General features: G+C 72.7%; 18 protein-coding genes and 9 pseudogenes. 17 read left to right on the top strand and 10 right to left on the bottom strand.

Annotated elements, in window-relative coordinates; all coding sequences use genetic code 11:
• Positions 1–307: 307 nt before the first annotated feature.
• The 3 genes from ACZ8AI_RS11170 to ACZ8AI_RS11160 are packed head-to-tail and all read left to right on the top strand — an operon-like array spanning position 308 to position 3,049.
• Complete coding sequence (locus ACZ8AI_RS11170) at positions 308–868, top strand: hypothetical protein (RefSeq protein ID WP_464858299.1); 561 nt, start codon at positions 308–310, stop codon at positions 866–868.
• Between the two features lie 52 nt (positions 869–920).
• The gene (locus ACZ8AI_RS11165; RefSeq protein ID WP_464858298.1) at positions 921–2,636 is read left to right on the top strand and encodes a hypothetical protein; all 1,716 of its coding nucleotides are present in this window, start codon (positions 921–923) and stop codon (positions 2,634–2,636) included.
• A gap of 53 nt (positions 2,637–2,689) precedes the next feature.
• Positions 2,690–3,049 (top strand): UBP-type zinc finger domain-containing protein, encoded by a 360-nt coding sequence (locus ACZ8AI_RS11160; RefSeq protein ID WP_464858297.1) that lies wholly within the window; start codon positions 2,690–2,692, stop codon positions 3,047–3,049.
• A gap of 100 nt (positions 3,050–3,149) precedes the next feature.
• On the opposite strand, the gene ACZ8AI_RS11155 is transcribed toward ACZ8AI_RS11160, so the two are convergent.
• Entirely contained in the window at positions 3,150–3,830 is a 681-nt protein-coding gene (locus ACZ8AI_RS11155; protein ID WP_464858296.1) for a hypothetical protein, read from the bottom strand.
• A gap of 98 nt (positions 3,831–3,928) precedes the next feature.
• On the bottom strand, positions 3,929–5,014 hold the full coding sequence (locus ACZ8AI_RS11150; RefSeq protein ID WP_464858295.1) for an NAD(P)/FAD-dependent oxidoreductase: 1,086 nt from the start codon (positions 5,012–5,014) through the stop codon (positions 3,929–3,931).
• Between the two features lie 339 nt (positions 5,015–5,353).
• Here ACZ8AI_RS11150 and ACZ8AI_RS11145 point away from each other — a divergent pair, with 339 nt between their 5' ends.
• Positions 5,354–5,923 carry an MmyB family transcriptional regulator gene (locus ACZ8AI_RS11145; RefSeq protein ID WP_464858294.1) on the top strand — a complete coding sequence of 190 codons (570 nt, stop codon included), beginning with the start codon at positions 5,354–5,356 and terminating at the stop codon, positions 5,921–5,923.
• A gap of 3 nt (positions 5,924–5,926) precedes the next feature.
• On the opposite strand, the gene ACZ8AI_RS11140 is transcribed toward ACZ8AI_RS11145, so the two are convergent.
• Together ACZ8AI_RS11140 and ACZ8AI_RS11135 are read right to left on the bottom strand one after the other, a co-directional pair.
• Entirely contained in the window at positions 5,927–6,808 is an 882-nt protein-coding gene (locus ACZ8AI_RS11140; RefSeq protein WP_464858293.1) for a helix-turn-helix domain-containing protein, read from the bottom strand.
• Between the two features lie 280 nt (positions 6,809–7,088).
• Positions 7,089–7,328, bottom strand: coding sequence for a helix-turn-helix domain-containing protein (locus ACZ8AI_RS11135; protein ID WP_464858503.1), 240 nt, complete (start codon positions 7,326–7,328; stop codon positions 7,089–7,091).
• 969 nt (positions 7,329–8,297) lie between these two features.
• Between ACZ8AI_RS11135 and ACZ8AI_RS11130 the strand changes: the two are divergent.
• The 6 genes and pseudogenes from ACZ8AI_RS11130 to ACZ8AI_RS11105 form a co-directional block, all read left to right on the top strand.
• Positions 8,298–8,774, top strand: a pseudogene (locus ACZ8AI_RS11130) (FadR/GntR family transcriptional regulator); the annotation flags it as partial.
• 32 nt (positions 8,775–8,806) lie between these two features.
• Positions 8,807–9,007 carry an FCD domain-containing protein gene (locus ACZ8AI_RS11125; protein ID WP_464858502.1) on the top strand — a complete coding sequence of 67 codons (201 nt, stop codon included), beginning with the start codon at positions 8,807–8,809 and terminating at the stop codon, positions 9,005–9,007.
• Positions 9,004–9,378 carry a hypothetical protein gene (locus tag ACZ8AI_RS11120; protein WP_464858291.1) on the top strand — a complete coding sequence of 125 codons (375 nt, stop codon included), beginning with the start codon at positions 9,004–9,006 and terminating at the stop codon, positions 9,376–9,378. Before ACZ8AI_RS11125 ends, ACZ8AI_RS11120 begins: the two co-directional genes overlap by 4 nt.
• A complete protein-coding gene (locus ACZ8AI_RS11115) occupies positions 9,375–10,100 on the top strand; it encodes an acetamidase/formamidase family protein (protein ID WP_464858289.1) in 726 nt (241 codons plus the stop codon). Before ACZ8AI_RS11120 ends, ACZ8AI_RS11115 begins: the two co-directional genes overlap by 4 nt.
• Positions 10,101–10,145: 45 nt before the next feature.
• Positions 10,146–10,439 (top strand): annotated as a pseudogene (locus tag ACZ8AI_RS11110) (AtzH-like domain-containing protein); the annotation flags it as partial.
• Positions 10,431–11,663 (top strand): amidase family protein, encoded by a 1,233-nt coding sequence (locus tag ACZ8AI_RS11105; RefSeq protein ID WP_464858501.1) that lies wholly within the window; start codon positions 10,431–10,433, stop codon positions 11,661–11,663. The pseudogene ACZ8AI_RS11110 and the gene ACZ8AI_RS11105, both read left to right, overlap by 9 nt.
• On the opposite strand, the pseudogene ACZ8AI_RS11100 reads toward ACZ8AI_RS11105, so the two are convergent.
• Positions 11,660–12,476: pseudogene (locus ACZ8AI_RS11100) on the bottom strand (TrmH family RNA methyltransferase). The gene ACZ8AI_RS11105 and the pseudogene ACZ8AI_RS11100 overlap by 4 nt on opposite strands.
• Positions 12,477–12,571: 95 nt before the next feature.
• Between ACZ8AI_RS11100 and ACZ8AI_RS11095 the strand changes: the two are divergent.
• From ACZ8AI_RS11095 to ACZ8AI_RS11080, 4 genes and pseudogenes are all read left to right on the top strand, one after another.
• A complete protein-coding gene (locus tag ACZ8AI_RS11095) occupies positions 12,572–13,432 on the top strand; it encodes a Sir2 family NAD-dependent protein deacetylase (protein WP_464858288.1) in 861 nt (286 codons plus the stop codon).
• Positions 13,429–13,590: pseudogene (locus ACZ8AI_RS11090) on the top strand (histidine phosphatase family protein); the annotation flags it as partial. The gene ACZ8AI_RS11095 and the pseudogene ACZ8AI_RS11090, both read left to right, overlap by 4 nt.
• An 80-nt stretch (positions 13,591–13,670) precedes the next feature.
• Positions 13,671–14,066, top strand: coding sequence for a histidine phosphatase family protein (locus tag ACZ8AI_RS11085; RefSeq protein WP_464858500.1), 396 nt, complete (start codon positions 13,671–13,673; stop codon positions 14,064–14,066).
• Positions 14,067–14,314: 248 nt separating this feature from the next.
• Entirely contained in the window at positions 14,315–14,905 is a 591-nt protein-coding gene (locus ACZ8AI_RS11080; protein ID WP_464858287.1) for a hypothetical protein, read from the top strand.
• 248 nt (positions 14,906–15,153) lie between these two features.
• Here ACZ8AI_RS11080 and ACZ8AI_RS11075 read toward each other — a convergent pair.
• Positions 15,154–16,237: pseudogene (locus tag ACZ8AI_RS11075) on the bottom strand (glycosyltransferase family 4 protein).
• Positions 16,238–16,298: 61 nt separating this feature from the next.
• Positions 16,299–17,279, bottom strand: coding sequence for an alpha/beta fold hydrolase (locus ACZ8AI_RS11070; protein ID WP_464858286.1), 981 nt, complete (start codon positions 17,277–17,279; stop codon positions 16,299–16,301).
• A gap of 172 nt (positions 17,280–17,451) precedes the next feature.
• On the opposite strand from ACZ8AI_RS11070, the pseudogene treS reads away from it, so the two are divergent.
• Together treS and ACZ8AI_RS11060 are read left to right on the top strand one after the other, a co-directional pair.
• Positions 17,452–19,163, top strand: a pseudogene (treS, locus tag ACZ8AI_RS11065) (maltose alpha-D-glucosyltransferase).
• 298 nt (positions 19,164–19,461) lie between these two features.
• Positions 19,462–20,128, top strand: a pseudogene (locus tag ACZ8AI_RS11060) (exonuclease domain-containing protein).
• A gap of 557 nt (positions 20,129–20,685) precedes the next feature.
• Here the strand turns inward: ACZ8AI_RS11060 and ACZ8AI_RS11055 are convergent.
• The 3 genes and pseudogenes from ACZ8AI_RS11055 to glgA form a co-directional block, all read right to left on the bottom strand.
• A complete protein-coding gene (locus ACZ8AI_RS11055; protein WP_071293968.1) occupies positions 20,686–20,934 on the bottom strand; it encodes a type B 50S ribosomal protein L31 in 249 nt (82 codons plus the stop codon).
• A 106-nt stretch (positions 20,935–21,040) separates the two neighbouring features.
• Positions 21,041–21,823 carry an ABC transporter ATP-binding protein gene (locus tag ACZ8AI_RS11050; protein ID WP_464858285.1) on the bottom strand — a complete coding sequence of 261 codons (783 nt, stop codon included), beginning with the start codon at positions 21,821–21,823 and terminating at the stop codon, positions 21,041–21,043.
• A 9-nt stretch (positions 21,824–21,832) separates the two neighbouring features.
• A pseudogene (glgA, locus tag ACZ8AI_RS11045) lies at positions 21,833–23,034 on the bottom strand (glycogen synthase).
• A gap of 47 nt (positions 23,035–23,081) precedes the next feature.
• Here glgA and ACZ8AI_RS11040 point away from each other — a divergent pair.
• Positions 23,082–24,321 (top strand): annotated as a pseudogene (locus ACZ8AI_RS11040) (glucose-1-phosphate adenylyltransferase).
• The last annotated feature ends 7 nt before the right edge of the window (positions 24,322–24,328 follow it).

Below are 24,328 nucleotides of genomic sequence, written 5' to 3'. Positions count from 1 at the left end.
GCGCAGGCCACCGCCGCGGGCGCACGCCTCGCCGTCGCGCGGACCGACCGGGACGCCCACCTCATCCCGCTCGCCCCGGTCCTGGACGCCTTCGGCACCGGGCCCCCCCCGATCTTCGACACGCGGCGCTCCGGGCGGTCGCCGCCGATCCCGAGTCGCGGTACTGGCTCCTCCAGCAGCTGCAGGAGGACCTGGAACGCGCGGCGTCGACCACCGGCGTCGTCGTCGTCCTGGACGACCTGCTGGTGGTGCGACACGAGTTCCTCGCGGTCCTCCGGTTCTCACCGGACGGCTGTCCGACCTGCCGGTGCTGTGGGTCGTCGCGGTGCGCTCCGAGGACCAGGACCCGTCCGTGGCGGACACCGTCGAGGAACTCTCGACGCGAGGCCGGGTGATCGACCTGCAACCGCTCACCGACGAGGCGACCGCGGTGGTGATCGGCGACCTGCTCGACGCCGTGCCGGACCAGTCCGTGCTCGACGCCGCCCGCCGCGCCGACAACGTTCCCCTGCTGATCGTCGAACTGGTGCGCGGGCTCATCGACGAGCACCTGGTCGACCTCCGCGGCGGTGTCGCGACACTGCCGTCACCCACCCTGCCCGCCGCCTTCGGAGCGTCTGTGCGGGAGACCCTCCGGCGGCTCTCGACCTCGGCGCGGCAGGTCGTGCAGGTGGGCTCGACGCTGGGACGGACCTTCGACGTGCAGGCGCTCGCCGCGGTCCTCGGCGAGCCCATGCACCGGCTGCTCCCCGAGTTGCAGGAGGCGCTGGCGGCCGGGGTGCTCGTCGACGAGGGACGCGTGCTCTCCTTCCGGCACGACGTCATCCGCGAGGTCGCGGAGTCGATGATCCCGGCGGCCGCGCGGTGACGCGCTCGTCCGGCAGGGCGTCACCGCGCTGCTGCGTCAGGGCGTCCAGCCGTTGACGGTCGCCGCCCGGGTCGCGGACGTCGCCGAACCGGGCGACGTCGAGGCAGCCGACCTCCTCCGGTCCGCGGCACTCGAACTCGCCGAGACCGACGCCGACCAGGCGAGCGCCCTCGCACTCCGGGCGGCCGAGGTGGCACGTGGGACCCCGGCGCTCCCCGGACTGGTCGCCGACGTCCTGCCGTTGCTCTGGCAGAGCGGCCGGGTCCAGGAGGCCGCGGCTCATGGCCGGTGCGTCGACGGGCACCTCGACGTCGAGGACGACGCGCGGCTCCGGCTCGCGATCGCACGGCTCCAGACGGACGGTTCGACGGCGGACGCGCTCCGTTCCGTGCAGTCCGGGCTGGACCTGCCCGGACTGCCCGCCGACTCGCGGACCCGTTTCCTCGCGTTGCGGGCGCTCAACCTCGCCCACGCGGGCGACCACGAGGCGCTCCGGGCCACGCTGGCGGAGGCACGGGAAGCCGCTCGCCTCGGGCCCGATCAGCGGGCGGTCGCGACGCTCGAGGCGAGCGAGTCCGTCCTCGCGTTCAACGAGGCACGCTTCGCCGACGCCACCCGGCTCATCACGTCGGCGATGCGCCGGATCGCCGGATCACCGGAGGCCGCGACGACGGCCTGGTTGCCGGAGGGGCTGTGGGTCGCGTTCCTCGCGAACGCGACGGGCGACACGGAGCGCGCAGCCCGCATCGCCGAGGCCAACGCGACGGAGACGAGGAACAACCGCCTGGCCCGGGCGTCGGCGTCGTGGATGATGCTCCGGACGCGGGTGCTGTTCGACCAGGGCGAGCTCGAAGAGGCGAAGACCGTCGCCGAGGCCGTGCTCGACATCGCGCAGGACCTGGAACTCGGCGGCTTCGCGGACCTCACCGCGGGTTCGGTCCTCTTCCGGATCGCGCTCGTGCAGTCCGACCGACAGGCGGTGCAGCGGTACCGGCACTTCGCGGAGGACCTGCTGGCAAACCCGTCGCTGCACCGTGCCGGCGCCTGGCTGCTGGCGCTCGAGGCGCAGACGCTCGATGCCGTCGACGAGGCGGTGTCCCTGACCGAGGAGGCGTGGCAGACCCTCGACGAGCCGGTCGCGTCGATGTCGAGCCCGGCCGACCCCGCCGACGACGTGCACCTGCTCCGGCTCTCCCTCCGAGCGGGCCGACACGACCGGGTCGGCCGGATCGAGGCCGTCGCCCTCGCCCGTGCCGAGGCCAACCCGGAGAACGACCTCGCCGCGGGGATCGCGTTGCACGTGCACGGTCTCGTGCGCGGGTCGGCGGAGAGCCTGAGCCGGGCGGTGGTGCGGCTCCGACGCGTACGACGGCCACTGGTGCTCGCGTCGGCACTCGAGGACCTCGGTTGCCTCGCCGCAGCGGCAGGCGAGCCGGGGGCCGTCGAGGCCTGGCAGGAGGCCGCCAGCTGGTTCGGAGGCGCCGTCGCGACCCGGGACGCCGAACGCGTCCGGCGCCGGCTCCGTGACGCCGGCGTGCCGACACGACCGGTCTGCGTGGACCCTGCCCAGGACGGCTTGACGTCGCGGGAGCAGCAGGTGGTGGAGGCGCGTCGCGGCCGGGCTCACGACCCAGCAGATCGCGTCGGACCTCTTCATCTCCTCGCACACCGTGATCACCCACGTCCGGCACGTCTACGCGAAGTGGGGCGTCTCCTCACGGCGCGAACTGGCCGCCCGCTTCCACGAACAGCGGGCGTCCTGACCTAAGTGCAGTCGAACGACCGACGTGCAGCGTCGACCGGCGGGTGCATCGTTCTCGCATGACGAACACCGCGAACATGATCGACGCGTCCGTGCCGCCCTCCGGGAAGGGGTGCGTCGAGTGCGACGCGACCGGCTCCTGGTGGGTCCACCTCCGGCGCTGCGCGTCGTGTGGCCACATCGGCTGTTCCGACGATTCCCTCGGCCGCCACGCGACCGCGCACTTCGAGGCCACCGGACACGCGGTCATGCAGTCCTTCGAGCCGGGCGAGGACTGGTTCTGGGACTTCGTCACCCTGCAGACGGTGCCCGGGCCGCGCCTGGCGGACCCGCAGAGCCACCCCCGGCGGCAGTCCGTGCCGGGCCCGGCTGACCGTGTCCCGTCCGACTGGGTCGAGGAGCTGGCGGAACGGCCCTAGTCGGCGCGCCCGGCCGTGACCGCCACGGCACGTGCCGTCCGTGCAGCCAGGCCCGCCGGCCCGACCCGGCGGCCCGGCGGCCCGTAGCGCGCCGCCCCGATCAGTCCCGCTCGTCGAGCGCTTCCGACTGCGCGATGAGCCGGTGCATCATGCGGTACGACCGGAGCTGGTAGGCGAGGTGTGCCGCGGCGAGCGCCACCGCCGCGGCCACTCCCCAGACGATCGACCCCGGGTCGGCGGCGCCGAGCTGGTCCATCAGGATCGCGACGCCCGCTCCGGCGACGATGGAGTTCACGAACGCGATCGCCGACGACATCGTGAAGAACAGTCGGTACCAGGACGGCGCTCGGCCGATGTCGAGGAGCTCGTTCGCGGCGTGCCGCCCCCGGGGCATGGTGAAGTACGTGTCCGCTTCCGGCAGCAGGCGTCCGTAGTAGCGGCGGATCCGCTGCATCGCGGCGAGCGCTGCGACGTCCTCCAGCGACGTCTCCACGAGGCGTTCGTACGTGAAGGCACCGAGCAGGACGATGACCGGGATGATGGCCGCCAGGAAGCCGAGCGCGAACGGGGTGTGGGCGAGGAAGCCGAAGGCCACGAGTGAGCTGGAGAGCGTGGTCAGGTACAGCGAGGACCTGCTGCTGGACTCGCTGACGGTGATGCTCCGGGCGCTCTCGAGGACGAAGTGCTCGTTGAGGAGCGCGCTGAAGAACGCGGCCGGTCGGTCGAGGTGGTCGGCGGATCGGCCGGCGGTGGGGAGCGCGGGGTCGGTGTCGTCGGTCATCGTCGGTCCTCCGGGTGCGGGTCAGTCGGTCTCGGCGAGGTAGCGGTGCACGAGGGTGACGGCGTTGGCGCCCTCGCCCACGGCCGCGGCGACGCGCTTCACGGAGCCGGCGCGGACGTCCCCGCGGCGAAGGACCCGGGGACGCTGGTCTCGAGGTGGTACGGGCGACGGGACAGCGGCCATGCGTCGAGCGCCCCCGGGACGGCGTCGAGGTCGGGCCCGGTGACGAGGTACCCGAGGCGGTCGCGGGTGATGGCGGTGTCGGCGGCCCAGTGGGTGTCGGGCTGCCCGCCGATGCAGATGAAGAGCCGGGTGGCCGGTCGTTCGACGGCGGTGCCGGAGTCGTCGGTGACCTCGATCGAGCGCAGGCGGTCGTCGCCGAGGAGGCGGGTGGCGCGGCTGGTGGTCTGCACGGAGATGTTCGGCGCCTGGCGGATCCTGCTGCTCAGGTACTCGGACATGGTCGAGGACAGCGAGTCACCGCGGACCAGCATCGTCACGTGCGACGCCGAGCGGGCGAGGTTCATCGCGGCCTGTCCCGCCGAGTTCGCTCCCCCGACGACGAAGACCTGCTCCCCCGAACACCGGTCGGCCTCGCTCGTCCCGGCGCCGTAGTACACCCCACGGCCGAGGAGTTCGTCCTCGCGCTCGAGGCCGAGCCGGCGCCACTCGACGCCGGTGGCGCAGATGTTGGCGCGGGCGACGACCTGGCTGCCGTCCGCCAGGTCGGCGTGGATCCGATGGCCGTGGAAGGCGCCCCGGATCCCTTCGCGCATCAGCAGGAGCTCGGCGCCGAACCGGACGGCCTGCTCGCGCGCCCGCTCGGCGAGGTCCGCCCCGGGGACGCCGTCCGGGAACCCCAGGTAGTTCTCGATGAGGCTGCTCGAGCCAGCCTGTCCTCCGACGGCGTCCCGCTCGAGCAGGACGACGCGCAGCCCTTCGGACGCGGCGTAGACCGCGGCGGAGAGGCCGGCGGGCCCGGCGCCGTAGATCGACAGGTCGTACTCGGTGCGGCGGGGTGCGTGGACCCAGCCCAGGCGATCGGCCACCTGACGGAGGTCGGGGCCGACGAGCCGTGCCCCGTCCGGGAACACGACGACCGGCAGCGTGGCGTCGGCCAACCGGTGCCCGGTGACCTCCACCGACTGTGAGTCGGTGCGGAGCGGGATCCAGTCGAAGTGCACGACGGAACGGGAGAGGAAGTCCGTGATGGCGTGCGCGCTCGCCTCGAACTCGCGCCCGTAGACGCGGATGCGCCGTGACGGCAGCTCGGCCTCGGGTCCGGGTAGTCGGTCATCAGTCCTCCTGACCGCCAGGGTAGGGACGACCGTGCCGGTCGCACGTGGCCCTCTCAGGACCGGGTGCCCCTGCCGGGGGCCCGGGTCGGGCCTCGGCCGCCGCGCTGGGGACCACCCCGGCCGACCGTCGGGGCGCCGAGAGCCCGGTCCGCGCCCGTGCCGCACCGAGCACTGGTCCTCCGAGGGCCACCCTCCCGCGCGTCGCTCGGCGCTACCGTGGGTCGCATGAGCCGCAACGGTGCCGAGGGCGTGACCCCTGCCGGTGTCCGCGAGATGGTCGTCGCGATCGGGTGCCTCCCGGCGGTGGTCACCGACCGACACCTCACCGTGGTGACGTCGAACGCGCTCGCCCAGGCCCTCACCGGAGCGTTCCGCCCCGGTGTGAACATCGCCCGGTACGCGTTCCTCGGGCGGCAGGCCGACGACGAGGCGGATCGGAACGACGCGGACGGGGCCGCCACCGGCCGCCTGGACACCATCGCCCAGGTGGCCGCCATGCTCCGGGACTCCCTCGAGCAGCACGAGGAGGACGACGGGTTCCGTCGGCTCGTGGGCGAGCTGTCCTCGCAGAGCATCCTCTTCGCGCGGACGTGGGCGCACGACCACCGGCGGCCTGCACGCACCGGCGAGGTCCGCTTCGCGCCGGCGTCGGTGGGACCGCTGTCGATGGCCTTCCAGGAGCTCCTCATCCCGGACGACTTCGCGCTGCGGTTGCTGCTCTGGCGGCCCGCCGGTGCGCCCGCGTCCCGGCACGCGTACGACCGACTGGTCACGACCGTCACCGCCGAAGACTGACCGTCACCGCCCGGGCGGAGCCGCCCGAGCCCGCCCGTCACCCCTCGAGCGGACCCGCGCCGAGCGGCCTGCCCCCACCGCGATGACCTCGGTCAGGTACGCCAGCACCGCCGCCCCGGGCGACCCCGGCGGCGCGTAGAGCAGGTTCACGGTCAGCCCGTCGTGTCCGGGGATCAGGAGGTCCTCCCACTCGAACTCCATCGACCCGAACGGTTCCACCTGTTCGATGCAGGTCCCCGACGTGTAGACGTGCACCTCGTGCCGCGCCCACATGTCGGCGAACGTCCCGTCGCCGATGGAGAGACGCCCGACCAGGTCCTGGATCCGCGGGTCGGCCGGGTCGGCACGCATGCGCAGCACCGCGACCATCTCCTGCGCACGGCGGTGCCAGTCCGGGTAGGTGTCCCGGTCGACCTCGGTGAACATCCGCAGCAGCCGGTTCGCACCCACCTGCATGCTCGGGCTGAGGGCCGCCGCGAGCGCGTTCGAGGCGACCACGTCGAGCCGGTCGTCGACGACGAACGCCGGGATGTCGGACCGGCGTGCGAGCAGGCGCTGGATCGCGGGTTCGTCGGCGGCGTTGCGGCCCCGCTGTCGCGGACCGAAGGGCGGACGGGCGAGCCGACGCAGGTACGCCACGGCGACCTCGTCGAGCGCGAGGGCGCGGCCGAGGCAGAGCACCACCTGGTCGGAGGGCTGGTGGTCGCGGCCCTGCTCGAGACGCAGGTAGTACTCGGCGCTGATGCCGGCGAGGGTGGCCACTTCCTCTCGGCGGAGTCCGCGGACCCGCCGGTTCGGTTCGCGTGGGAGCCCGACGTCCTCGGGCTGGGTCAGGTCGCGCCGTGCGCGGAGGTACTCACCGACCAGGGAAGCGTGCGACGGCATCTCTGCTCCTTCTCACCGGGCAACGAGGCCGGGCCGCCGGGACGGCGGCACCGCGGGGTCATCGTCCCGCGCCCGCGCGACGACGGTGACCAGCGCTGCGCGATCCGACAAGACGGCCTGCGCGATCCGACAAGCCGCAGGCAAGCAGCAGCCAAGCAGCGGCCAGGCAGCAGCCAAGCAGCAGGCAAGCACCACGCAAGCAGCAGCCAGCCAGCAGGCAAGCACCACGCAAGCAGCAGCCGAGCAAGCCAGCACGCCAGCAGCCCGGGCGCCCAGCAGGTCAGCCCTCCCCGTCCCGACCCCGCCCCGCCCGGTACTCCTGCGGCCCGACCCCGAAGCGCGCCCGGAACGCCCGGCTGAAGCTCGACGCCGAGCCGAACCCCGCCCGACGCCCGACGGCCTCCACCCCCACGTGGTCGACCAGCTCCGGGTCGCGGAGCAGCCCGGCCGCGCGCCGCAGTCGGGACTCCGCGATGAGCCGCCCCGGCCCCGCGTCCTCCCCCTCGAACGCCTTCTGCAGCGTCCGCGGCGGCTACCTGCATCGCCGCGGCGACCGTCCCCACCGTGAGGCCGGGGTCGGTCGAGAACAACTCGATGTGCCGCTTCGCCCGGATCCGGAGCGCGAGGGCCGCCGCTTCCGAGGGGACCTGCCGGACGGTCGCGTCGACGGCGAACCCGTTCGCGAGCGAGATGAGCGCCTGTCCGGCGGCCGCCTCGCTCGCCGCGTCCCGCCCGTCCCCGAGGCCCGACCGGAGCACGCTCGTCGCCACCGACGCGATCATCACGGGAACGCCGGAGGTCAGGGGGAACACACCGTCGGTGAGGTCGTCGAGCTCGCTGCCGCTCAGGTGCAGCGCGCTCCGCTCCATCCGCACCGACACCGCCACGAACCCCGGGGGTCACCCCGAACTCGTGGATGCGCTGCATGCGGTCGACGCTCAGTGTGCCGGCGCCGTTGACGGTCTCGCTCGACGACCGGCGCACGGTGATGGCCCCGGAGGCGATGAACGCCCAGACCACGGCGTCGCCCGGGTCGACGTAGGCGTACTCGTCCGGGTCGGCCGCGTTGGGTGCACGGGTGCGGGTGACGGTCACGGGGCCGATCCGGCGGCTCTCGACGACCGCGACGCTGCGGCCGGGAACCGGCCGTCCTCGCGACGTGCGAAGGGGAGGTACACGCTCGTCCTCCCCTCCCGGGTCACTGCCCCGAGCCTATTGCCCGACATGCGCCGCCGGGTGGGTCGATCGACCCGACCCGACGGCGGGTCCCCTCCGCGGGGCTCGGCTCGGGTCCGGCCGGGAGGCGCGGGGCGGCAGCGCGCAACGCTCGCGTCCGCCTGGTGGCCGGTGCCGACCCCCGGCTCCTGGTCCGGTCCGCCGCACGGGTGCGCCGTCCGGGTGCACCGCCCGGGTGCGCTCGTGTGACGACCGTGTAAAAGATGGTCCGACCAATGAACCAAGGGGACCAATTCGCCCTAGGGTTCTGCACATGGAACGCGGACACGCCCTCCACCGGGGCCGGACCCTCGGCGCGGCGACCGCCGCACACCTGGGGCGCCTGGTGCGCGACGAGCTCTCCCCCGGTGACAAGCTGCCGCCCGAGCGGACCCTCGCCGAGGACCTCGCCGTCTCACGCACGACGGTGCGCGAAGCCCTGCAGGAACTCGAGCGCCGCCGGCTCGTCTCGCGCACCCCGGGCCGCGGGACCGTCGTGCTGCCGCGACCGGTCGAGGCCGACCAGCTCCTGGGGTTGGTCGACGGAGCCCGCTCCGAACGGGACCCGTCCGAGACCGAGCACGTGTCGGAGTTCCGCGCCCTCGTCGAACCGCAGATCGCCGGGCTCGCCGCCCGGCGTGCCGACGAGTCCGACCTCGTGCAGCTCGAGGGCGTGCTCGCGGCGACCCACGCCGGCCTGAGTCCCGCCGAGTCCCTCGCGCAGGACGTCGCCTTCCATGTACAGGTAGCCCGGGCCTCGGGCAACCCGCTGTTCGTGTCGCTCTGCGAGGCTCAGCAGCGGCTGGGTCGAGGACGTCCGCGCGAAGTCGCACAGCACGAGTCGCGGGCGGCGGATCCTCGTTCGAGTGGCACGAGCGCATCCACGACGCGATCCGCCGGCACGACGAGGCCGCCGCCCGCCAAGCGATGGCGGACCACCTGACCGACGTCGCCCACCTGGTTGAGAGGACCCCCCACCAGTGACGCACACCACGACCACCAACCGGACGCTCCAGCCCGGCACCGGCCCGATCCGCGCCGACCACTACCTGCCCGTCGACGCGCAACAGGTCGCGTGGGGACGGCTGCCGAACGGCGACGCACGGCCGGCCCTGACCGTCCCGGCGGGCACCGAGGTGACGATCGACACGGTCAGCCACGAGGGGATCCTCCCCGACCAGGGCAGCGACCCGCTGGCGTTCTTCGCCCGTCACGGTGTCGCACCGGACGGCGTCCTCGAGGACGCGGTCGCCGTCACCCGGAACACCCGCCGGGACGCGGCCAGGACGGCCCGCACGTCGTCTCCGGGCCGATCGCGGTCGAGGGCGCCGAGCCGGGCGACGTCCTCACGATGACCGTCGTCGAGACCCTGCCCCGCGTGCCCTACGGCGTGGTGTCGAACCGCCACGGCCGCGGCGCCCTGCACGGCGAGTACCCGGTCGACGGCCGCACCGTCAGCATCTTCGCCGACGTGGTCACCGACGACGACGGCACCTGGGGGCGGATCCCCCTCACCCCGGCACGGGAGCGCTTCGCCCGGTTCCCGCTCGCCCCGTTCCTCGGCATCATGGGCGTCGCGACGCCCGGCGACCGGCTGCACTCCGTCCCGCCCGGACGGCACGGCGGCAACATCGACGTGAACCTGCTGCAGGCCGGCGCGCAGCTGCACCTCCCGGTCCTCGTGCCGGGGGCGCTCGCCTACGTCGGCGACCCGCACTTCGCGCAGGGCGACGGCGAGGTCGCGCTCACCGCGATGGAGGCGTCCCTCCGCGCGACCGTCCGGTTCGACCTCACGCCGGCCGGCGAGGCGGCGGCGCGCTTCGGCGACCTCGTGTGGCCGCTCGTCGAGACGCACGAGCACCTCGTGCCGACCGGCCTCGACCCGGACCTCGACGAGGCCGTCCGGGCATGTGTCCGGCACGCCGTCGCGATCCTCGGCGCCCGTTACGGCATGGAACCACACCTGGCGTACGCCTACCTCAGCGCAGCCACCGACTTCAACATCTCGCAGGTGGTCGACCTCGTGACCGGTGCCCACGCCCGCATCCGCAAGAGCGACTTCGAGGGAGCACGATGAGCCCCGCCGAGCACGCACCCGACGGGCTCCTCCGAGGCCCTCGACGCCTACGAGGCCGCCCTGATGGCGAACGACCTCGACGCGCTCGACGACGCCTTCGTCCGCGCCTCGGACACGCTGCGCGGGGACGACCGCGGGCTCCTCGTCGGCCACGACACGATCAGCGCCTTCCGCGGCGCCCGCGGCGGGGTGCCCGAGCGCACCCTCACGCGGGTCGAGGTCCGGACCCTCGACGACGACCTCGCCCTCGTCGTCTCGGTCTCCGGCTTCACCGCGGGCGGCAACGGCCTGCAGACCCAGCTGTGGCGACGCACCGACGGCACGTGGCGCATAGCGGCCGCCCACGTCACCGGACGCCCCCGCGCGTTCGACCCGACGATCTGGCGCACGGTCGGCGACCCGCTGCTCCCCGCGACGGGGACCGGCCCGCTCGACGGCACGACCGTCGCCGTGAAGGACCTCTACGCCGTCCCCGGCCACCCGGTCGGCGCCGGCAACCCGACCCACCTGGTCGAGTCCACGCCCCAGACCGTCCCGGCAGCGGCCGTCGCAGCGCTCCGCGACGCCGGCGCATCGATCCGCGGGATCGCCCGGACCGACGAGTTCGCCTACAACCTGACGGGGCGGAACGAGCACCACGGCACCCCGCCCAACGGGGCGGTCCCGACCACACTGCCGGGAGGCTCGTCCAGCGGCTCCGCATCGGCCGTCAGCCACGGGATGGCCGACATCGGACTCGGCACCGACACCGCGGGATCGGTGCGGATCCCCGCCTCGTACCAGGGGCTGTGGGGCCTCCGGACGACCCACGACGCCGTCTCCCGCCAGGGACTCCTGCCGCTCGCGCCGTCGTTCGACACCGTCGGGTGGCTCACGCGCGACCCGGCCCTGCTCGGCCGGGTGCTCGACGCCTCGGTGCCGACATCCCGGTCGACCGACGACGACGCGCCCGCGGTCCTGACCGTCGTCACCGACCTCGTCGACGCCGCCGAGCCGGCCACCCGCGAGGCCTTCCGCGCGTTCGTCGGCACCGACCTCGCCGAGGTCACGCTCACCGAGCTCCGGATCCCACCGCTCGAGGAGCTCCGCGAGACGATGCGCCTCGTGCAGGCCGCCGAGGCCACCGCTGCCCACGGGCCGTGGATCGCCGCGCACCCCGGAGCACTCAGCGCCGTCGTCGGTGACCGGTTCGCCGCCGCGGCCGCGAACCCGACCGACCAGGTCGCCGACGCCGTCGCACGGCTCGCGGCACTGCGCGCGACGATCCGCCACGCCGCCGTCGGCCGCGTGTTCCTGTTCCCCACCGCTCCGGGACCAGCGCCCTCGCTCGCCGCCGACGCCGAAACACTCGAACGCACCCGGACCGCCACCACGGCGATGACGGCCCTCGCCAGTGTCGGCGGACTGCCCGCCGTCAGCGCGCCGGCGCTGACCGTCGAGGGCGCTCCCGTCGGGATCTGCCTGGTCGGGGCCGTGGGGACCGATCGTGCCGTCGTGCGCACCGCCGCACGGATGCTGCGGGACGGAGGCGAGCCGGGCCTCCAGGCAGTCGCAGCCGGCTAACGCGACCGCTGCGCGTGGGCGACCGCCCACAGTCCCACGGCGCTCGCCGCGGCGACGTTGAGCGAGTCGACGCCGTGCGACATCGGGATGCGGACCGTGGTGTCCGCCGAGGCGACCGCCGCATCGGTGAGGCCCTGCCCCTCGGTGCCCATCACCAGGGCGACCTTCTCCGGCACGTCCGCGACGAACGCGTCGAGGTCGACGGAGCGGTCGGTGAGCGCCATCGCGGCCAGGTGGAAGCCCTGCGCGCGGAGTTCCTCGCCCGCGGCCGGCCACTCGCCGATGCGTGTCCACGGGACCTGCAGGACCGTGCCCATGCTGACCCGGACGCTCCGGCGGTACAGCGGGTCGGCGCACCGCGGGCTGACCAGGACGGCGTCCGCACCGAGCCCGGCGACGCTCCGGAACACGGCTCCGACGTTCGTGTGGTCGACGATGTCCTCGAGCACCACGACGAGCTTCGCGTCCCGCACCACGTCCGCGACGTCCGGCAGCGCCGGGCGCTGCATCGCCGCGAGGGCGCCGCGGTGCATGCGGAAGCCGGTGAGGTCCTCGAGCAGGGCGTCGGGGCCGACGAACACCGAGGCCGTCGTGCTCGGCGACGAGCGGCAGCACGCTGTCGAGCCACTTCTCCTGCACCAGTACGCTGCGGGGCACGTGCCCGGCGCGGACCGCGCGCTCGATGACCGTGTTCGACTCGGCGATGTAGAGGCCGCCCTCGACCTCGCTGACCCGGCGGAGCGCGACGTCCGTCAGCCGGGCGAAGTCGTCGAGGCGGGGGTCGTCGAGGGAGTCGATGCGGACGGCGTGCACGGGGCTCGTTTCGGTGTGGTGCGTGCTGGGAAGTGGGTGCGGTGCGTGCTGGGAAGTGACCGGGACGGTCGGCTGTTGAGGGTACCGTGAACACGATGGCCACGAGCGAACAGCCCAGCACCGCGGACGCGGATCTCGACCGCGCGGTGGAGCTGCTCGCCGGCAAGCGGATCGCGGTGCTGTCCGGCGCCGGCCTGAGCACCGACTCCGGCATCCCCGACTACCGCGGTGCGGGCCGGGTCGTGCGGAAGCCGATGACCTTCCAGGAGTTCCGCGCCGACCCGGCGAAGCGCCAGCGCTACTGGGCCGGATCGCACCTCGGCTGGCGCACCTTCGCCGCCGCACGGCCGAACCCCGGACACCGCGCGCTCGCCGGACTCGAACGCGACGGCATCGTCACCGGCGTCATCACCCAGAACGTCGACGGACTGCATCTCCGCGCCGGCTCCCGCCGCGTCGTCGAGGTGCACGGCTCGATGGACCGCGCCGTGTGCCTGGCCTGCGGGCAGGTGTTCTCCCGCGCGGACCTCGCGACCGTGCTCGACCGCGAGAACCCGTGGATCGACGAGCCCGGGTCGGTGCAGCTCCAACCGGACGGCGACGTCGAGATCACCGACGTCGAGCGGTTCCGCGTGCCCGACTGCTCGGTGTGCGGCGGCGTGCTGAAGCCCGACGTGGTGTTCTTCGGCGAGTTCGTGCCCGCCGAGAAGTTCCGCGAGGCCGTGTCCATCGTCGCCGAGGCCGAGGCGCTCGTCGTCGTCGGCTCCTCGCTCACCGTGAACTCCGGCGTCCGGCTCGTCGACCACGCCACGCGGCGGAAGCTCCCGGTCGTCATCGTGAACCGCGGCGAGACCCGCAGCGACCGTCGGGCAGCGGTGAAGCTCGACGCCGGCACCACCGAGACGCTGCAGGCCCTGGCGGAACGGCTCGACCCGTCTGCGATGATCGAGCGGTGACGACGCTCCTGTACCTGGTCCGGCACGGCGAGACCGACTGGAACGCGCAACGACGCATCCAGGGCTCGACGGACATCCCCCTCAACGCGACCGGACGCGCCCAGGCCGCCGCGACCGCCGTCCTGCTCGAACGCCGACGCTTCGACGCCGTCGTGGCCTCGCCGCTGTCCCGCGCCTTCGAGACCGGCTCGATCATCGCCGACCACCTCGGGCTCGCGGCGCCGGCGACCGCCCCGGGCTGGCCGAGCGCTCCTACGGCGAAGCCGAGGGGCTCACCAACGACGAGGTCCTCGAGCGGTACCCGCACGACGACATCCCCGGGCGGGAGTCCCGCAGCGCGCTCCTCGCCCGGGTCACCGAGACCCTCGCCGAGATCGCCGTGCGCTACGACGCCGGCTCCGTGGTGGTCGCCACGCACGGCGCCGTCATCCGGAGCATCGTGAACGCCGCAGCGCCGGGCACCGCCGACCGGCACCAGACGCCGATCCGGAACGGCTCCGTGCACTCCTTCCGGTGGGACCCCGAGCGCTTCCACGCCGAGCTCGTCCGCTTCGACGACCCGATCGACGACGTGTCGGACGGGCCGGGACGGTACGCGTTCGAGTACCAGAACCCGCTCGAACGTCGCGGTTGAGGCACGATCCGGTCACCCCCGGACCGATGTCGGACCCGCCGTACTAGGCTCCGAGGGACTCGCAGACCCGTGCGCGTGAGGGGGCTGACACTGACCGTCGACGAACCAGGCACCGGTGGTGCCGGCCGGGGTGGCCACAGTCCACCGAGGCAGACGACCTCGACCGCGCCTTCGGACCGGGCACCGAGTCGGTCGCCGTCCGCACGCCGCGGCAGCGCCTCGGCCGCGGGGCCCTCATCGCGATCGGCGTGGTCGTCACGGCCGGGGTCATCGCCGTCGTGCTCGTCACCATCATCGGCAGCGTGCAGAACGGCGTCGGTGGTGTGTTCCCCCGCCCGCAGGCCGCGCTCGACCGCTTCGGCTCGGTGGCGGGCGAGGTCGACGGCGTGCAGCGCGTGCGGGACGACGAGCCCACGAAGACCTCGTTCGCCAGCTACGACGTGCAGTCCACCGTCGCCGTGGCCCCGACCCTGTCCGACGCCGAGCGCACCGCCGTCGTCGACGCCCTCAGCGACGCGGCGGACGACGCGAGCGGCAACGGCGTGCGGGTGTTCGCGGTGGCGGACCTCGGCGTGCTCGAGGTCGGCGTCTCCGCCGACGGCGAGGCCACCGGCAAGCGCCTGGCACTCGCCCGCCAGCTCGACGCCATCGGCGGGGTGACGGGCGTGCGGTGCTCGTGGAGCGACGACGCCCCCTCGGACGAGGCGGCGGCGCAGACGATCACGGTCGAGACGCACGGCACCGGGAACGCGCTCGGCGCCATCATGGCGAAGGCCACGCAGGAGGCCCACGCCGTGTTCCCCGGCGCGACGCTCGAGTCGGCCGCGCCGGCGTCCTGACGCGCGGCGCCCGTCCCGTCCCGCCCCGTCCCGCGTCCCCGCGAAAGCGACAGTTCGCCACCGGACTTCGGCGCCCTTCTGTCGCTTTCGCGGCTCATCCCGCGTCCGTCCGCGCAGCCCTGTCGCTTTCGCGCCCAGCGACACTTCTCGTGCCGCGCGCCGCGAGACCTGTCGCTGAGCCCGAAACTCGGGGTCCGCCGCGCCGCCGCGCCGCCACCCGCAGCCCGGCGCCCGGCGCCCGCCGCGCGTCAGCGCGCCGCGCGCTCCGCGACCGCCCGCTCGACCGCGCGCACGACCTGCTCCGCCGAGTCGTCCCATCGGAACCGGGCCGCCTGCACGACCGAGGCTTCCGAGGCGGCGTCCCACCGCGCCTCCAGTCGGCGCACCGCAGCCGCGACGGCGGACGGCGACGACGGGTCGAAGTACTCCGCGGCCCCGCCCCCCGATCTCGCGGAAGATCGGCACGTCGCTGACGACCACCGGCGTCCCGACGCCCATCGCCTCGACCAGGGGGATGCCGAAGCCCTCGTCGTACGACGCCGTGGCCAGCGCCGTCGCCGACCCGCAGCACCGACAGGTACTCGTCGTCGGTGGCACCGTCGTGGAACACGATCGAGCCCGACGGCGCGAGGCCGCTCAGCCGCGCACGGTCGGCGTCCGACACGCGCGACATGCAGTGCAGCACCCAGTCGGCACCGAGGAGCGGCAGAGCCGCCGCCAGGGTCTCGACGTTCTTGTACGGCATGAACGACCCCATGTAGACGAGGGTCTTCTCCCGGGCGCCGTCTGCCGGTCGACGGGCGGCGGGGTCGGCGGCGTTGTAGGCCACCGTCACCGGGCGCTTCGTCAGTCGGTGCTCCGCGATGAGGCCCGCGGTGGTCTCGGACACCGTCACGACACCGTCGGCACCGTTCAGCAGCACCCGCTGCGGCACCCAGCTGGGTGGAACGCCCGCCAGCCGAGCCGGAGCGGCCACGAGAACTCCCGCGGGGGCGTCCGGTTCCGGTAGTAGATGAGGTCGTGCAGGGTCAGCACGAGCGCGTAGTCACGACCGCGGGAGCCCATGGTCTGCATCAGCGAGAACACCGCGTCGAGGCCGAGCCGGTTCACCTTCCGGGCGACGAGCGGCTCCCCCGGTTCGGTCGGTGCGGGCAGGAGTGCCCAGGGCATGCCCTCCGGCAGGGACTCGAGCTGGCGCTCGTCGTGCACGAGCAGCGTGTAGTCGTGGCGGTCCGGCAGGTGCGCGACGACGCCGGCGGTGAACCGGCTGATGCCGTCGTGCCGCCCGATGCGGACGTACCGGCAGTCGATGCCGACCCGGAGGCGCGTCACGCGGCACCCCCCGTCGGTCGCGTCACCGGTGGCCGCGTCAGTGCGAGCGTCAGTGCGCGCGTCAGTGCTCGAATCGGTGCTCGCTCCGTCGGTCGCCGCCCGCCTGGAGGCACGGCTCGCCTTGGTCCGACCCGTCCCGCTTCGCGCGCACGGGCGCGTCTGCCATCCGCCGCAGCACCGCCTCGGCCGCCACGTCCGGCGTCTCGTAGTGGACCAGGTGCCCGACCTCGGGGATCACGACGAGCTCGGCGTTTGACAGCCGCGCGGCCAACGCCCGCTGCTCGGGGACTGCGGTGATGTCGTCGTGCTCGGCCGCGATCATGAGCACCGGCACCGTGATGCGGTCGGCGTACTCGGAGACGTCGTGCGTGACGGAGGTGCGGAACGCCTCGAGCACGCTCGTGCGGTTCGCGAACGCGGAGAAGAACCGGTCGTGCTGGTCGTGCACCCAGCGGCGGAGGTCGCGGTCGTGCGACTTCAGCATCGCGATGCTCATCACCCGGACGATCGCCGGGTTCCGCAGCAGCCCGAGCCCGAGCGGCTTCGGCAGCACGGCGCCGGCGCGGTAGTAGCCGATCGCGATGCCGGTGCCGATCGCCCGTGGTCCCTGCAGGGCGGGGGCCGCGATCGGGTTCACCAGGACGAGCAACCGCGTGTCGAGGCCGGCGGCCACCGTCGCGGCGACGACGATCGAGCCGAACGAGTGCCCGAGGACGACGGTGTCGCGTCCGAGCCCGAGCGCGGCGTGGAACCCGGTGAGCCAGCCGACGTACGAGTCGATGTCGGAGACCGGCAGCGGGTCCGACACGCCGAACCCGGGTAGGTCGGGCACGATCACCCGGACGCCCTGCAGGTGGGCCGCGATCGTCTCGAGCCCGTGGTGGTCCCCGCGGAACCCGTGCACGGCGAGCACGGTGCGGGCGGCGTCCTCCGGGCCGTAGACCCAGTAGTGCGTGGTGCGGCCGTCGACCGGCACGGAACGGTGCACGACCGGGGTGGCGGCCATCAGCGACTGGTACGGGGAGAGGACGGGCGGTTGCATCCCCGTCAGTCTACGAACGCGCACCCGCGCGATCCCCGCACCCCGCGGGAGAACGTGGACGACCCGTCGACGTGAGCCGCCTGTGGAGGACGAGCCGCGCCTCCCGTCCGTCCGCCCTGCACTCCGGCCTTTCTGCGGACAACCGGACCCGTGGCGGCCTAGCGTGTCCAGGGTGACGTTCACCGCCCCGATCCAGCTCCCCGGCCTGACACTGGACCCGCAGTGGTACAAGCGCTCGGTCTTCTACGAGTGCATGATCCGCTCCTTCGTCGACTCCAACGGCGACGGGATCGGTGATCTCCAGGGCGTCATCGGCAAGCTCGACTACCTGCAGTTGGCTCGGTGTCGACGCCCTGTGGCTGCCGCCGTTCTTCAAGTCGCCGATGCGCGACGGCGGGTACGACATCGCCGACTACAAGTCGATCCTCCCCGAGTTCGGCACCCTCGACGACTTCCGTGAGCTCGTCACGAAGTCGCACGAGCGCAACATGCGCATCGTCATCGACATGGTGATCAACCACACCAGCGACCAGCACGAGTGGTTCCAGCAGTCCCGCGAGGACCCGGACGGCCCCTACGGCGACTTCTACGTCTGGCGCGACACGGACACCGAGTACGAGAACATCCGCATCATCTTCGTCGACACCGAGGAGTCGAACTGGACGTTCGACCCGGTCCGCCGGCAGTTCTTCTTCCACCGCTTCTTCTCGCACCAGCCCGACCTCAACTTCGAGAACCCGGCGGTGGTGGAGGCGGTGTACGACGTCGTCCGGCACTGGCTCGACCTCGGCGTCGACGGGCTGCGGCTCGACGCCATCCCGTACCTCTTCGAGTCGGAGGAGGGCAACGGCGAGGGCGAACCGGAGACCCACGAGTTCATCAAGAAGCTCCGCGCGATGGTCGACGACGAGTACCCCGGGCGCGTCCTCCTCGCCGAGGCGAACCAGTGGCCGCGCGAGACCGCCGCGTTCTTCGGCACCGACGAGGAGCCCGAGTGCCACATGGCGTTCGACTTCCCGGTGATGCCGCGCATCTTCTACTCGCTCCGCGCGCAGCACGCCGCCGAGCTCAAGGCGATCCTCTCGGAGACCCTCGACGTGCCGGCCAGTGCCGCGTGGGGTGTCTTCCTCCGGAACCACGACGAGCTCACCCTCGAGATGGTCAGCGAGGAGTACCGGCAGGCGATGTACGGCTGGTACGGCTACGACCCGCGGATGCGCTCGAACATCGGCATCCGCCGACGCCTCGCTCCCCTGCTCGACAACTCCCGCGCCGAGCTCGAGCGCCATCCACGCGCTGCTGTTCTCGCTGCCCGGGTCCCCGTTCCTGTACTACGGCGACGAGATCGGGATGGGCGACAACATCTGGCTGCCGGACCGCGACTCCTCGCGCACGCCGATGCAGTGGACGCCGGACCGCAACGCGGGCTTCTCGACCGCCGACCCGGGCAAGCTGTACCTGCCCGTCGTGCAGTCCCTCGTCTACAACTACGCGCAGGTCAACGTGGAGGCGCAGCTCGCGCAGTCGCGGTCGCTGCTGCACTGGGTCCGGAACGTGATCCACGTGCGGAAGGCGCACCCGGTGTTCGGCCTCGGCACGCTGCAGGTGCAGGAGACCACGAACGACTCGGTGCTCGCCTTCGTCCGCTCGTGGGAGGGCTCCGGGCAGCAGTTCGGCCCCTCCGCCGAGGACGTCCTCTGCGTCTTCTCGTTCGCGACCAACCCGACCTCGGTGACGATCTCGGCACCGGAGTACGCCGGTCGCCCGCTCTACGACCTGTTCGGTGGCGGCTCCTTCCCGTCGTTCGACGCCTCGGGCGAGGTCACCCTCACCATGGGCACGCAGTCGTTCTACTGGCTGCACGTCGGCGCGCCGGTCCAGTAGTCGGCGGGCGCGGCCTGGCGGGGCGCTGCGCGACGCGCCCCGGTCGAGGGAGCAGAAATCGTCGGGTGGCGACGCCCGGCCCGACGATTCCTGCCCCCTCGACTGCGTCCCACCCCGCACGGGACCGTCCCGGCCTGGAGGCGCGGCTCGCCCCCGTCGGGCGGGTCGCGTCGGTCGTGTCGGTGCGCGCCGTTAGCCTCGTGACGTGACGTACTCCGCAACCGCGCTCGACACGCCCGCCGCCGAACCCGGCGCGCCGCAGGACCTCGCCGGGCGCCCCTGGTGGCACGCGCTCGGGGTGTTCGACCTCGAGACTACCGGGGTCGACGTCGAGACCGCCCGGATCGTCACCGCGCACGTCGGCCTGATCGACATGACCGGGCGCTCCATCGTCGAAGGGGCCTGGCTCGCCGACCCCGGCGTCGAGATCCCCGAGGGCGCCGCCGCGGTGCACGGCATCACCACCGAGCGCGCTCGCGCCGACGGCCGTCCCGCGGGCGAGGTCGTGGCCGAGATCATCGCCGCGGTCGAAGCCGTGTTCGCGCGCGGCATCCCGCTGGTGATCTACAACGCCCCGTACGACCTGACCGTCCTCGACCGCGAAGCAAAAGCGCCACGGCATCGCCTCCCCGGTCATCGGCAACGTCGTCGACCCGCTCGTGATCGACAAGGCGCTCGACACCTTCCGGAAGGGCAAGCGCACGCTCGAGGCCGCGTCGGAGCTGTACGGCGTCACCCTCGACGACGCCCACGACGCCGGGGCGGACGCCATCGCTGCCGGGCGTGTCGCGCAGGCCATCGCGGCGAAGTTCCCGCAGGAGCTCGGTGTCTCCGCCGAGGAGCTCCACCGCAAGCAGGTCGGCTGGTGCGCCGAGCAGGCCACCTCGTTCCAGGACTACATGCGGAAGAAGCGCGACCCGTCCTTCACTGCCGACGGTCGCTGGCCGCACCGCAACGCCGGCTGACGCGCGGGCGCTGCCGTGGCGCTGCGTCGGCCGCGCGTACCCGGCCGCGCCGAACCACGGAAACGACATCGAACCGGGTCACGCACCCGGTTCGATGTCGTTTGCGCGGTTCGACCCGGGCCGTCGCCGCCGCGCGGGGCCGCCGCGCGCACCAGCCCCGCACGAGTCGCACCCCGGCACGCACGTCGCACCCGCACACACCGGGGCGCAACGTCCACATGCGGGTGCAGTCGCTGATGCACCGCGCTCAGCCGCGCCCCGCAGCGTGCAGCACCCCGCAGCGTGCCCCGCAGCCCCCGGGGCGCGCCGTGCGTGCCACGCATGCCGCGATCCGGACCTGCGGCGCCGACCCCGCACGAGTCGCACCCCCCCGCACGCACGTCGCACCCGCACACACCGGGGCGCAACCTCCCGCACGGGGGTGCAAACGCAGACGCGTCCCGCCGCCGCGCCACCGCCGGCGACACCGCCGCGCCGCCGCCACGCCACCCGCGCCCGCACGACGAAACGGGCGGCCCTCCCGAAGGAGGACCGCCCGTTGCGGAGGGAACGGCTGCTTACTTGCCGAAGCCCTTGAAGCGCTGGTTGAACTTCTCGACGCGACCGGCCGAGTCGAGGATGCGCTGCTTGCCCGTGTAGAACGGGTGCGATGCGGACGAGATCTCGACGTCGATGACCGGGTAGGTGGCACCGTCGAGCTCGATGGTCTTGTCGCTGTTCGCGGTCGAACGCGTCAGGAACGTCTCACCGGAAGCCAGGTCGCGGAAGACGATGGCGCGGTACTCGGGGTGGGTGTCGGTCTTCATGGAGATTCCTCGGATAGCGGTGATGGAAGTGCGCGAAGAGCGCCGAAGTCTGCGGCTTGCGCCAGCCGTCTACGTTACCAGACAGCGAGCCGCAACGGAGCAGGAGTCAGGCCGCGCGTGCCGTGTACCGGCCGGCGTCCTTCGTGACGGTCAGCTCGATGCCGAACGCCTCGGTCAGCGTCTCGGCGGTCAGGACCTCGTCGATCGGGCCCGCTGCCTGCACGTGGCCGTCGGCGAGCACCAGCGCATGGGTGAACCCGGCCGGGATCTCCTCGACGTGGTGGGTGACGATGACGATCGCGGGCGAGTCGTCGCTCTGGGCGTAGCCGCCGAGGGTGCGGACGAGGCTCTCGCGCGCACCGAGGTCGAGCGACGCCGCCGGCTCGTCGAGGAACAGGATCTCGGGGTCCGTCATCACGGCGCGGGCGATCTGGACGCGCTTCTGCTCGCCGTCGCTCAGCTCGCCGAACGTCCGGTCCGTGAAGGCGCCGAGGCCCCACTCGTCGAGCACGCGCTGCGCACGGCGGACGTCGAGCTCCTCGTACTCCTCGTTCCAGCGACCCGTGACCGAGTACGCGGCGGTGAGCACCACGTCGATGACCTTCTCGGTCACCGGGATCCGGCGCGCCAGGGCGGTCGACGCGAAGCCGATGCGGGGGCGGAGCTCGAACAGGTCGGCCCCGCCGAGCTCCGTGCCGAGCACCTCGACCTCACCCGAGGTCGGGAAGGTCTGGGCGCCCGCGACCTGCAGCAGCGTGGTCTTGCCCGCACCGTTGGCACCGAGCACGACCCAGCGTTCGTCGTCCTGCACCTCCCACGAGATCTCGTCGAGGATGGTGGCCCCGTTGCGGACCACGGAGACGTCTGACAAGCGCACGACCGAGGGCATGCGACAAGCCTACGGGTTCTGGCCGAGCACCTCGTCGTAGACCTGCCGTGTCCGCTGGGCGATCGCGTCCCAGGTGAACTCGGTCTCGACGCGGAGGCGTCCGGCGCGGCCCATGAGCTTCGCCAGCCCCTCGTCGGCGAGGACCTCTTCGAGGGTCGCCGCCAGGTCGGCCACGAAGCGGTCCGGGTCGGTCGGCGTGCCGGTGCCGTCCTGCACCTGGTCGATCGGCACGATGCGCCCGGTGAGGCCGTCGGCGACGACCTCGGGGATGCCGCCGGTGCCGGTGCCGACGACGGGGATGCCGCACGCCATCGCCTCGAGGTTGACGATCCCGAGCGGCTCGTAGACCGACGGGCAGACGAACACCGTGCCGGAGGACAGCACGTTCACGATCTCCTGGTGGGAGAGCATCCGGTCGATCCAGACCACGCCGTCACGCTGTTCGCGCAGTGACTCGACCAGCCCGGTGACCTCGGCCATGATCTCGGGGGTGTCCGGCGCACCCGCGCAGAGGACGATCTGGACGTCCGACGGCAGCGACGCGACGGCGCGCAGCAGGTAGGGCAGGCCCTTCTGCCGGGTGATGCGACCGACGAACACGACGGAGCGGCGCGACGGGTCGATCCCGAGGCCGCGCACGGCGTCCTCGTCGACGGTCGGCTTCCACTCCTCGATGTCGATGCCGTTGTAGACGACGTGCACCTTCGCCGGGTCGATCGACGGGTACGAGCGGAGGATGTCGGCGCGCATGGCCTTCGACACCGCGATCACGCCGTCGGCCTGCTCGAACGCCTCGCGCTCCATCCAGCTCGACAGGCGGTAGCCGCCGCCGAGCTGCTCGGCCTTCCAGGGACGGAGCGGCTCGAGGCTGTAGCGCCGTGACGACGTGCGGGATGCCGTAGGTCAGCTGCGCGATCCGGCCCGCCGAGTTCGCGTACCAGGTGTGCGAGTGCACGACGTCGGCACCCTCGACGTCCGCCGCGATGGCGACGTCGGTGCCGAGCGCCTGCAGCGCCCCGTTGGCCTGCTCGAGGCCGTCGGGGGTCCGGTAGGCCCACACGTCGGCCTCGTCACGGAACGCCCCGGAAGGCGCGGACACCGCACCTCGGTGTCCGTCCCGGACCGCAGCGCCGCGGTCAGTTCGGCCACGTGGACACCCGCACCGCCGTAGACCTCCGGCGGATACTCCTGGTCAGCAGATCGACTCGCACGCGTTCAACGTAACGGGTTCCCAGTGCTGACGCCTACTGTGATCGGCATGGCACCAAAGAAGGTATTCGGCATCGTGCTCGCCGGAGGCGAGGGAAAGCGGCTCATGCCGCTCACGGCCGACCGCGCGAAACCCGCTGTCCCGTTCGGCGGGAACTTCCGTCTCATCGACTTCGCGCTCTCGAACCTGGTGAACTCCGGGCTGCAGAAGATCGTCGTCCTGACGCAGTACAAGTCCCACAGCCTGGACCGCCACGTCGCTGAGACCTGGCGCATGGAGGGCATCCTCGGCTCGTACGTCGCCTCGGTGCCGGCGCAGCAGCGACTCGGCAAGCGCTGGTTCGCCGGCTCGGCGGACGCGATCCTGCAGTCGCTCAACCTGCTCCGTGACGAACGACCCGACATCGTCGTCGTGGTCGGCGCGGACCACGTGTACCGGATGGACTTCCACCAGATGGTCGAGGCGCACATCGCCTCCGGCCGCAGCGCGACCGTCGCCGCGATACGGCAGCCGATCGGACTCGCCGACCAGTTCGGCGTCATCCAGGTCGCCGCCGACGACCCGACGAAGATCGACGCCTTCCTCGAGAAGCCGAGGACGCCGTCGAGCTCGCCGACCCGCGGCGAGATCCTCAACGTCGATGAGCAACTACGTCTTCAACGCCGACGCCCTGGTCGACGCGGTCCTCCGCGACGGACAGATCGAGACCTCGGACCACGACATGGGCGGCGACATCGTCCCGGACTTCGTGAACCGCGGCGACGCCGGCGTGGCGACCTCAAGCGCAACGACGTGCCCGGCTCGAACGAGCGCGACCGGTACTACTGGCGCGACGTGGGGACGATCGACTCGTTCTACGACGCTCACATGGACCTGATCGCCCCGGTGCCGGTGTTCAACCTCTACAACCAGGACTGGCCGATCTTCAACCAGCAGACGAACCTGCCCCCGGCGAAGTTCGTCCGCGACGCGAACGGCAACACCGGCTCGACGGTGGACTCGCTCAGTGTCGCTCGGCTACCTCGTCTCCGGCGCGCAGGTCGAACGCAGCATGATCGGCCCGTGGTGCGGGATCGACTCCGGTGCGAAGGTGCTCGACTCGATCGTCTTCGAGCGCGCGTCGATCGGCGCCGGTTCCGTCGTGAACCGCGCGATCCTCGACAAGGACGTCGTCATCGCACCGGGTGCGCAGGTGGGCGTCGACCGCGAGGCGGACGAAGCCCGCGGCTTCACCGTCACCGAATCCGGCATCACCGTGGTCGGCAAGGGCGTCCGCGTCGACGCGTAGACACGCA

This window comes from Curtobacterium sp. AC273, assembly GCF_979253735.1.
Note: the sequence above shows the minus strand (reverse complement) of the source record. Positions and strands in the feature narration are given on the sequence as shown.

What these genes read in the sequence shown, in the direction of transcription:
- ACZ8AI_RS11140 (WP_464858293.1), bottom strand. Translation starts at nt 6,808, where the DNA reads ATGCCGTCGCACGCTTCCCTGGTCGGTGAGTACCTCCGCGCACGGCGC.
- ACZ8AI_RS11155 (WP_464858296.1), bottom strand. Translation starts at nt 3,830, where the DNA reads ATGACCGACGACACCGACCCCGCGCTCCCCACCGCCGGCCGATCCGCC.
- ACZ8AI_RS11145 (WP_464858294.1), top strand. Translation starts at nt 5,354, where the DNA reads ATGAGCCGCAACGGTGCCGAGGGCGTGACCCCTGCCGGTGTCCGCGAG.
- ACZ8AI_RS11055 (WP_071293968.1), bottom strand. Translation starts at nt 20,934, where the DNA reads ATGAAGACCGACACCCACCCCGAGTACCGCGCCATCGTCTTCCGCGAC.
- ACZ8AI_RS11050 (WP_464858285.1), bottom strand. Translation starts at nt 21,823, where the DNA reads ATGCCCTCGGTCGTGCGCTTGTCAGACGTCTCCGTGGTCCGCAACGGG.
- ACZ8AI_RS11160 (WP_464858297.1), top strand. Translation starts at nt 2,690, where the DNA reads ATGACGAACACCGCGAACATGATCGACGCGTCCGTGCCGCCCTCCGGG.
- ACZ8AI_RS11115 (WP_464858289.1), top strand. Translation starts at nt 9,375, where the DNA reads ATGACCGTCGTCGAGACCCTGCCCCGCGTGCCCTACGGCGTGGTGTCG.
- ACZ8AI_RS11095 (WP_464858288.1), top strand. Translation starts at nt 12,572, where the DNA reads ATGGCCACGAGCGAACAGCCCAGCACCGCGGACGCGGATCTCGACCGC.
- ACZ8AI_RS11070 (WP_464858286.1), bottom strand. Translation starts at nt 17,279, where the DNA reads ATGCAACCGCCCGTCCTCTCCCCGTACCAGTCGCTGATGGCCGCCACC.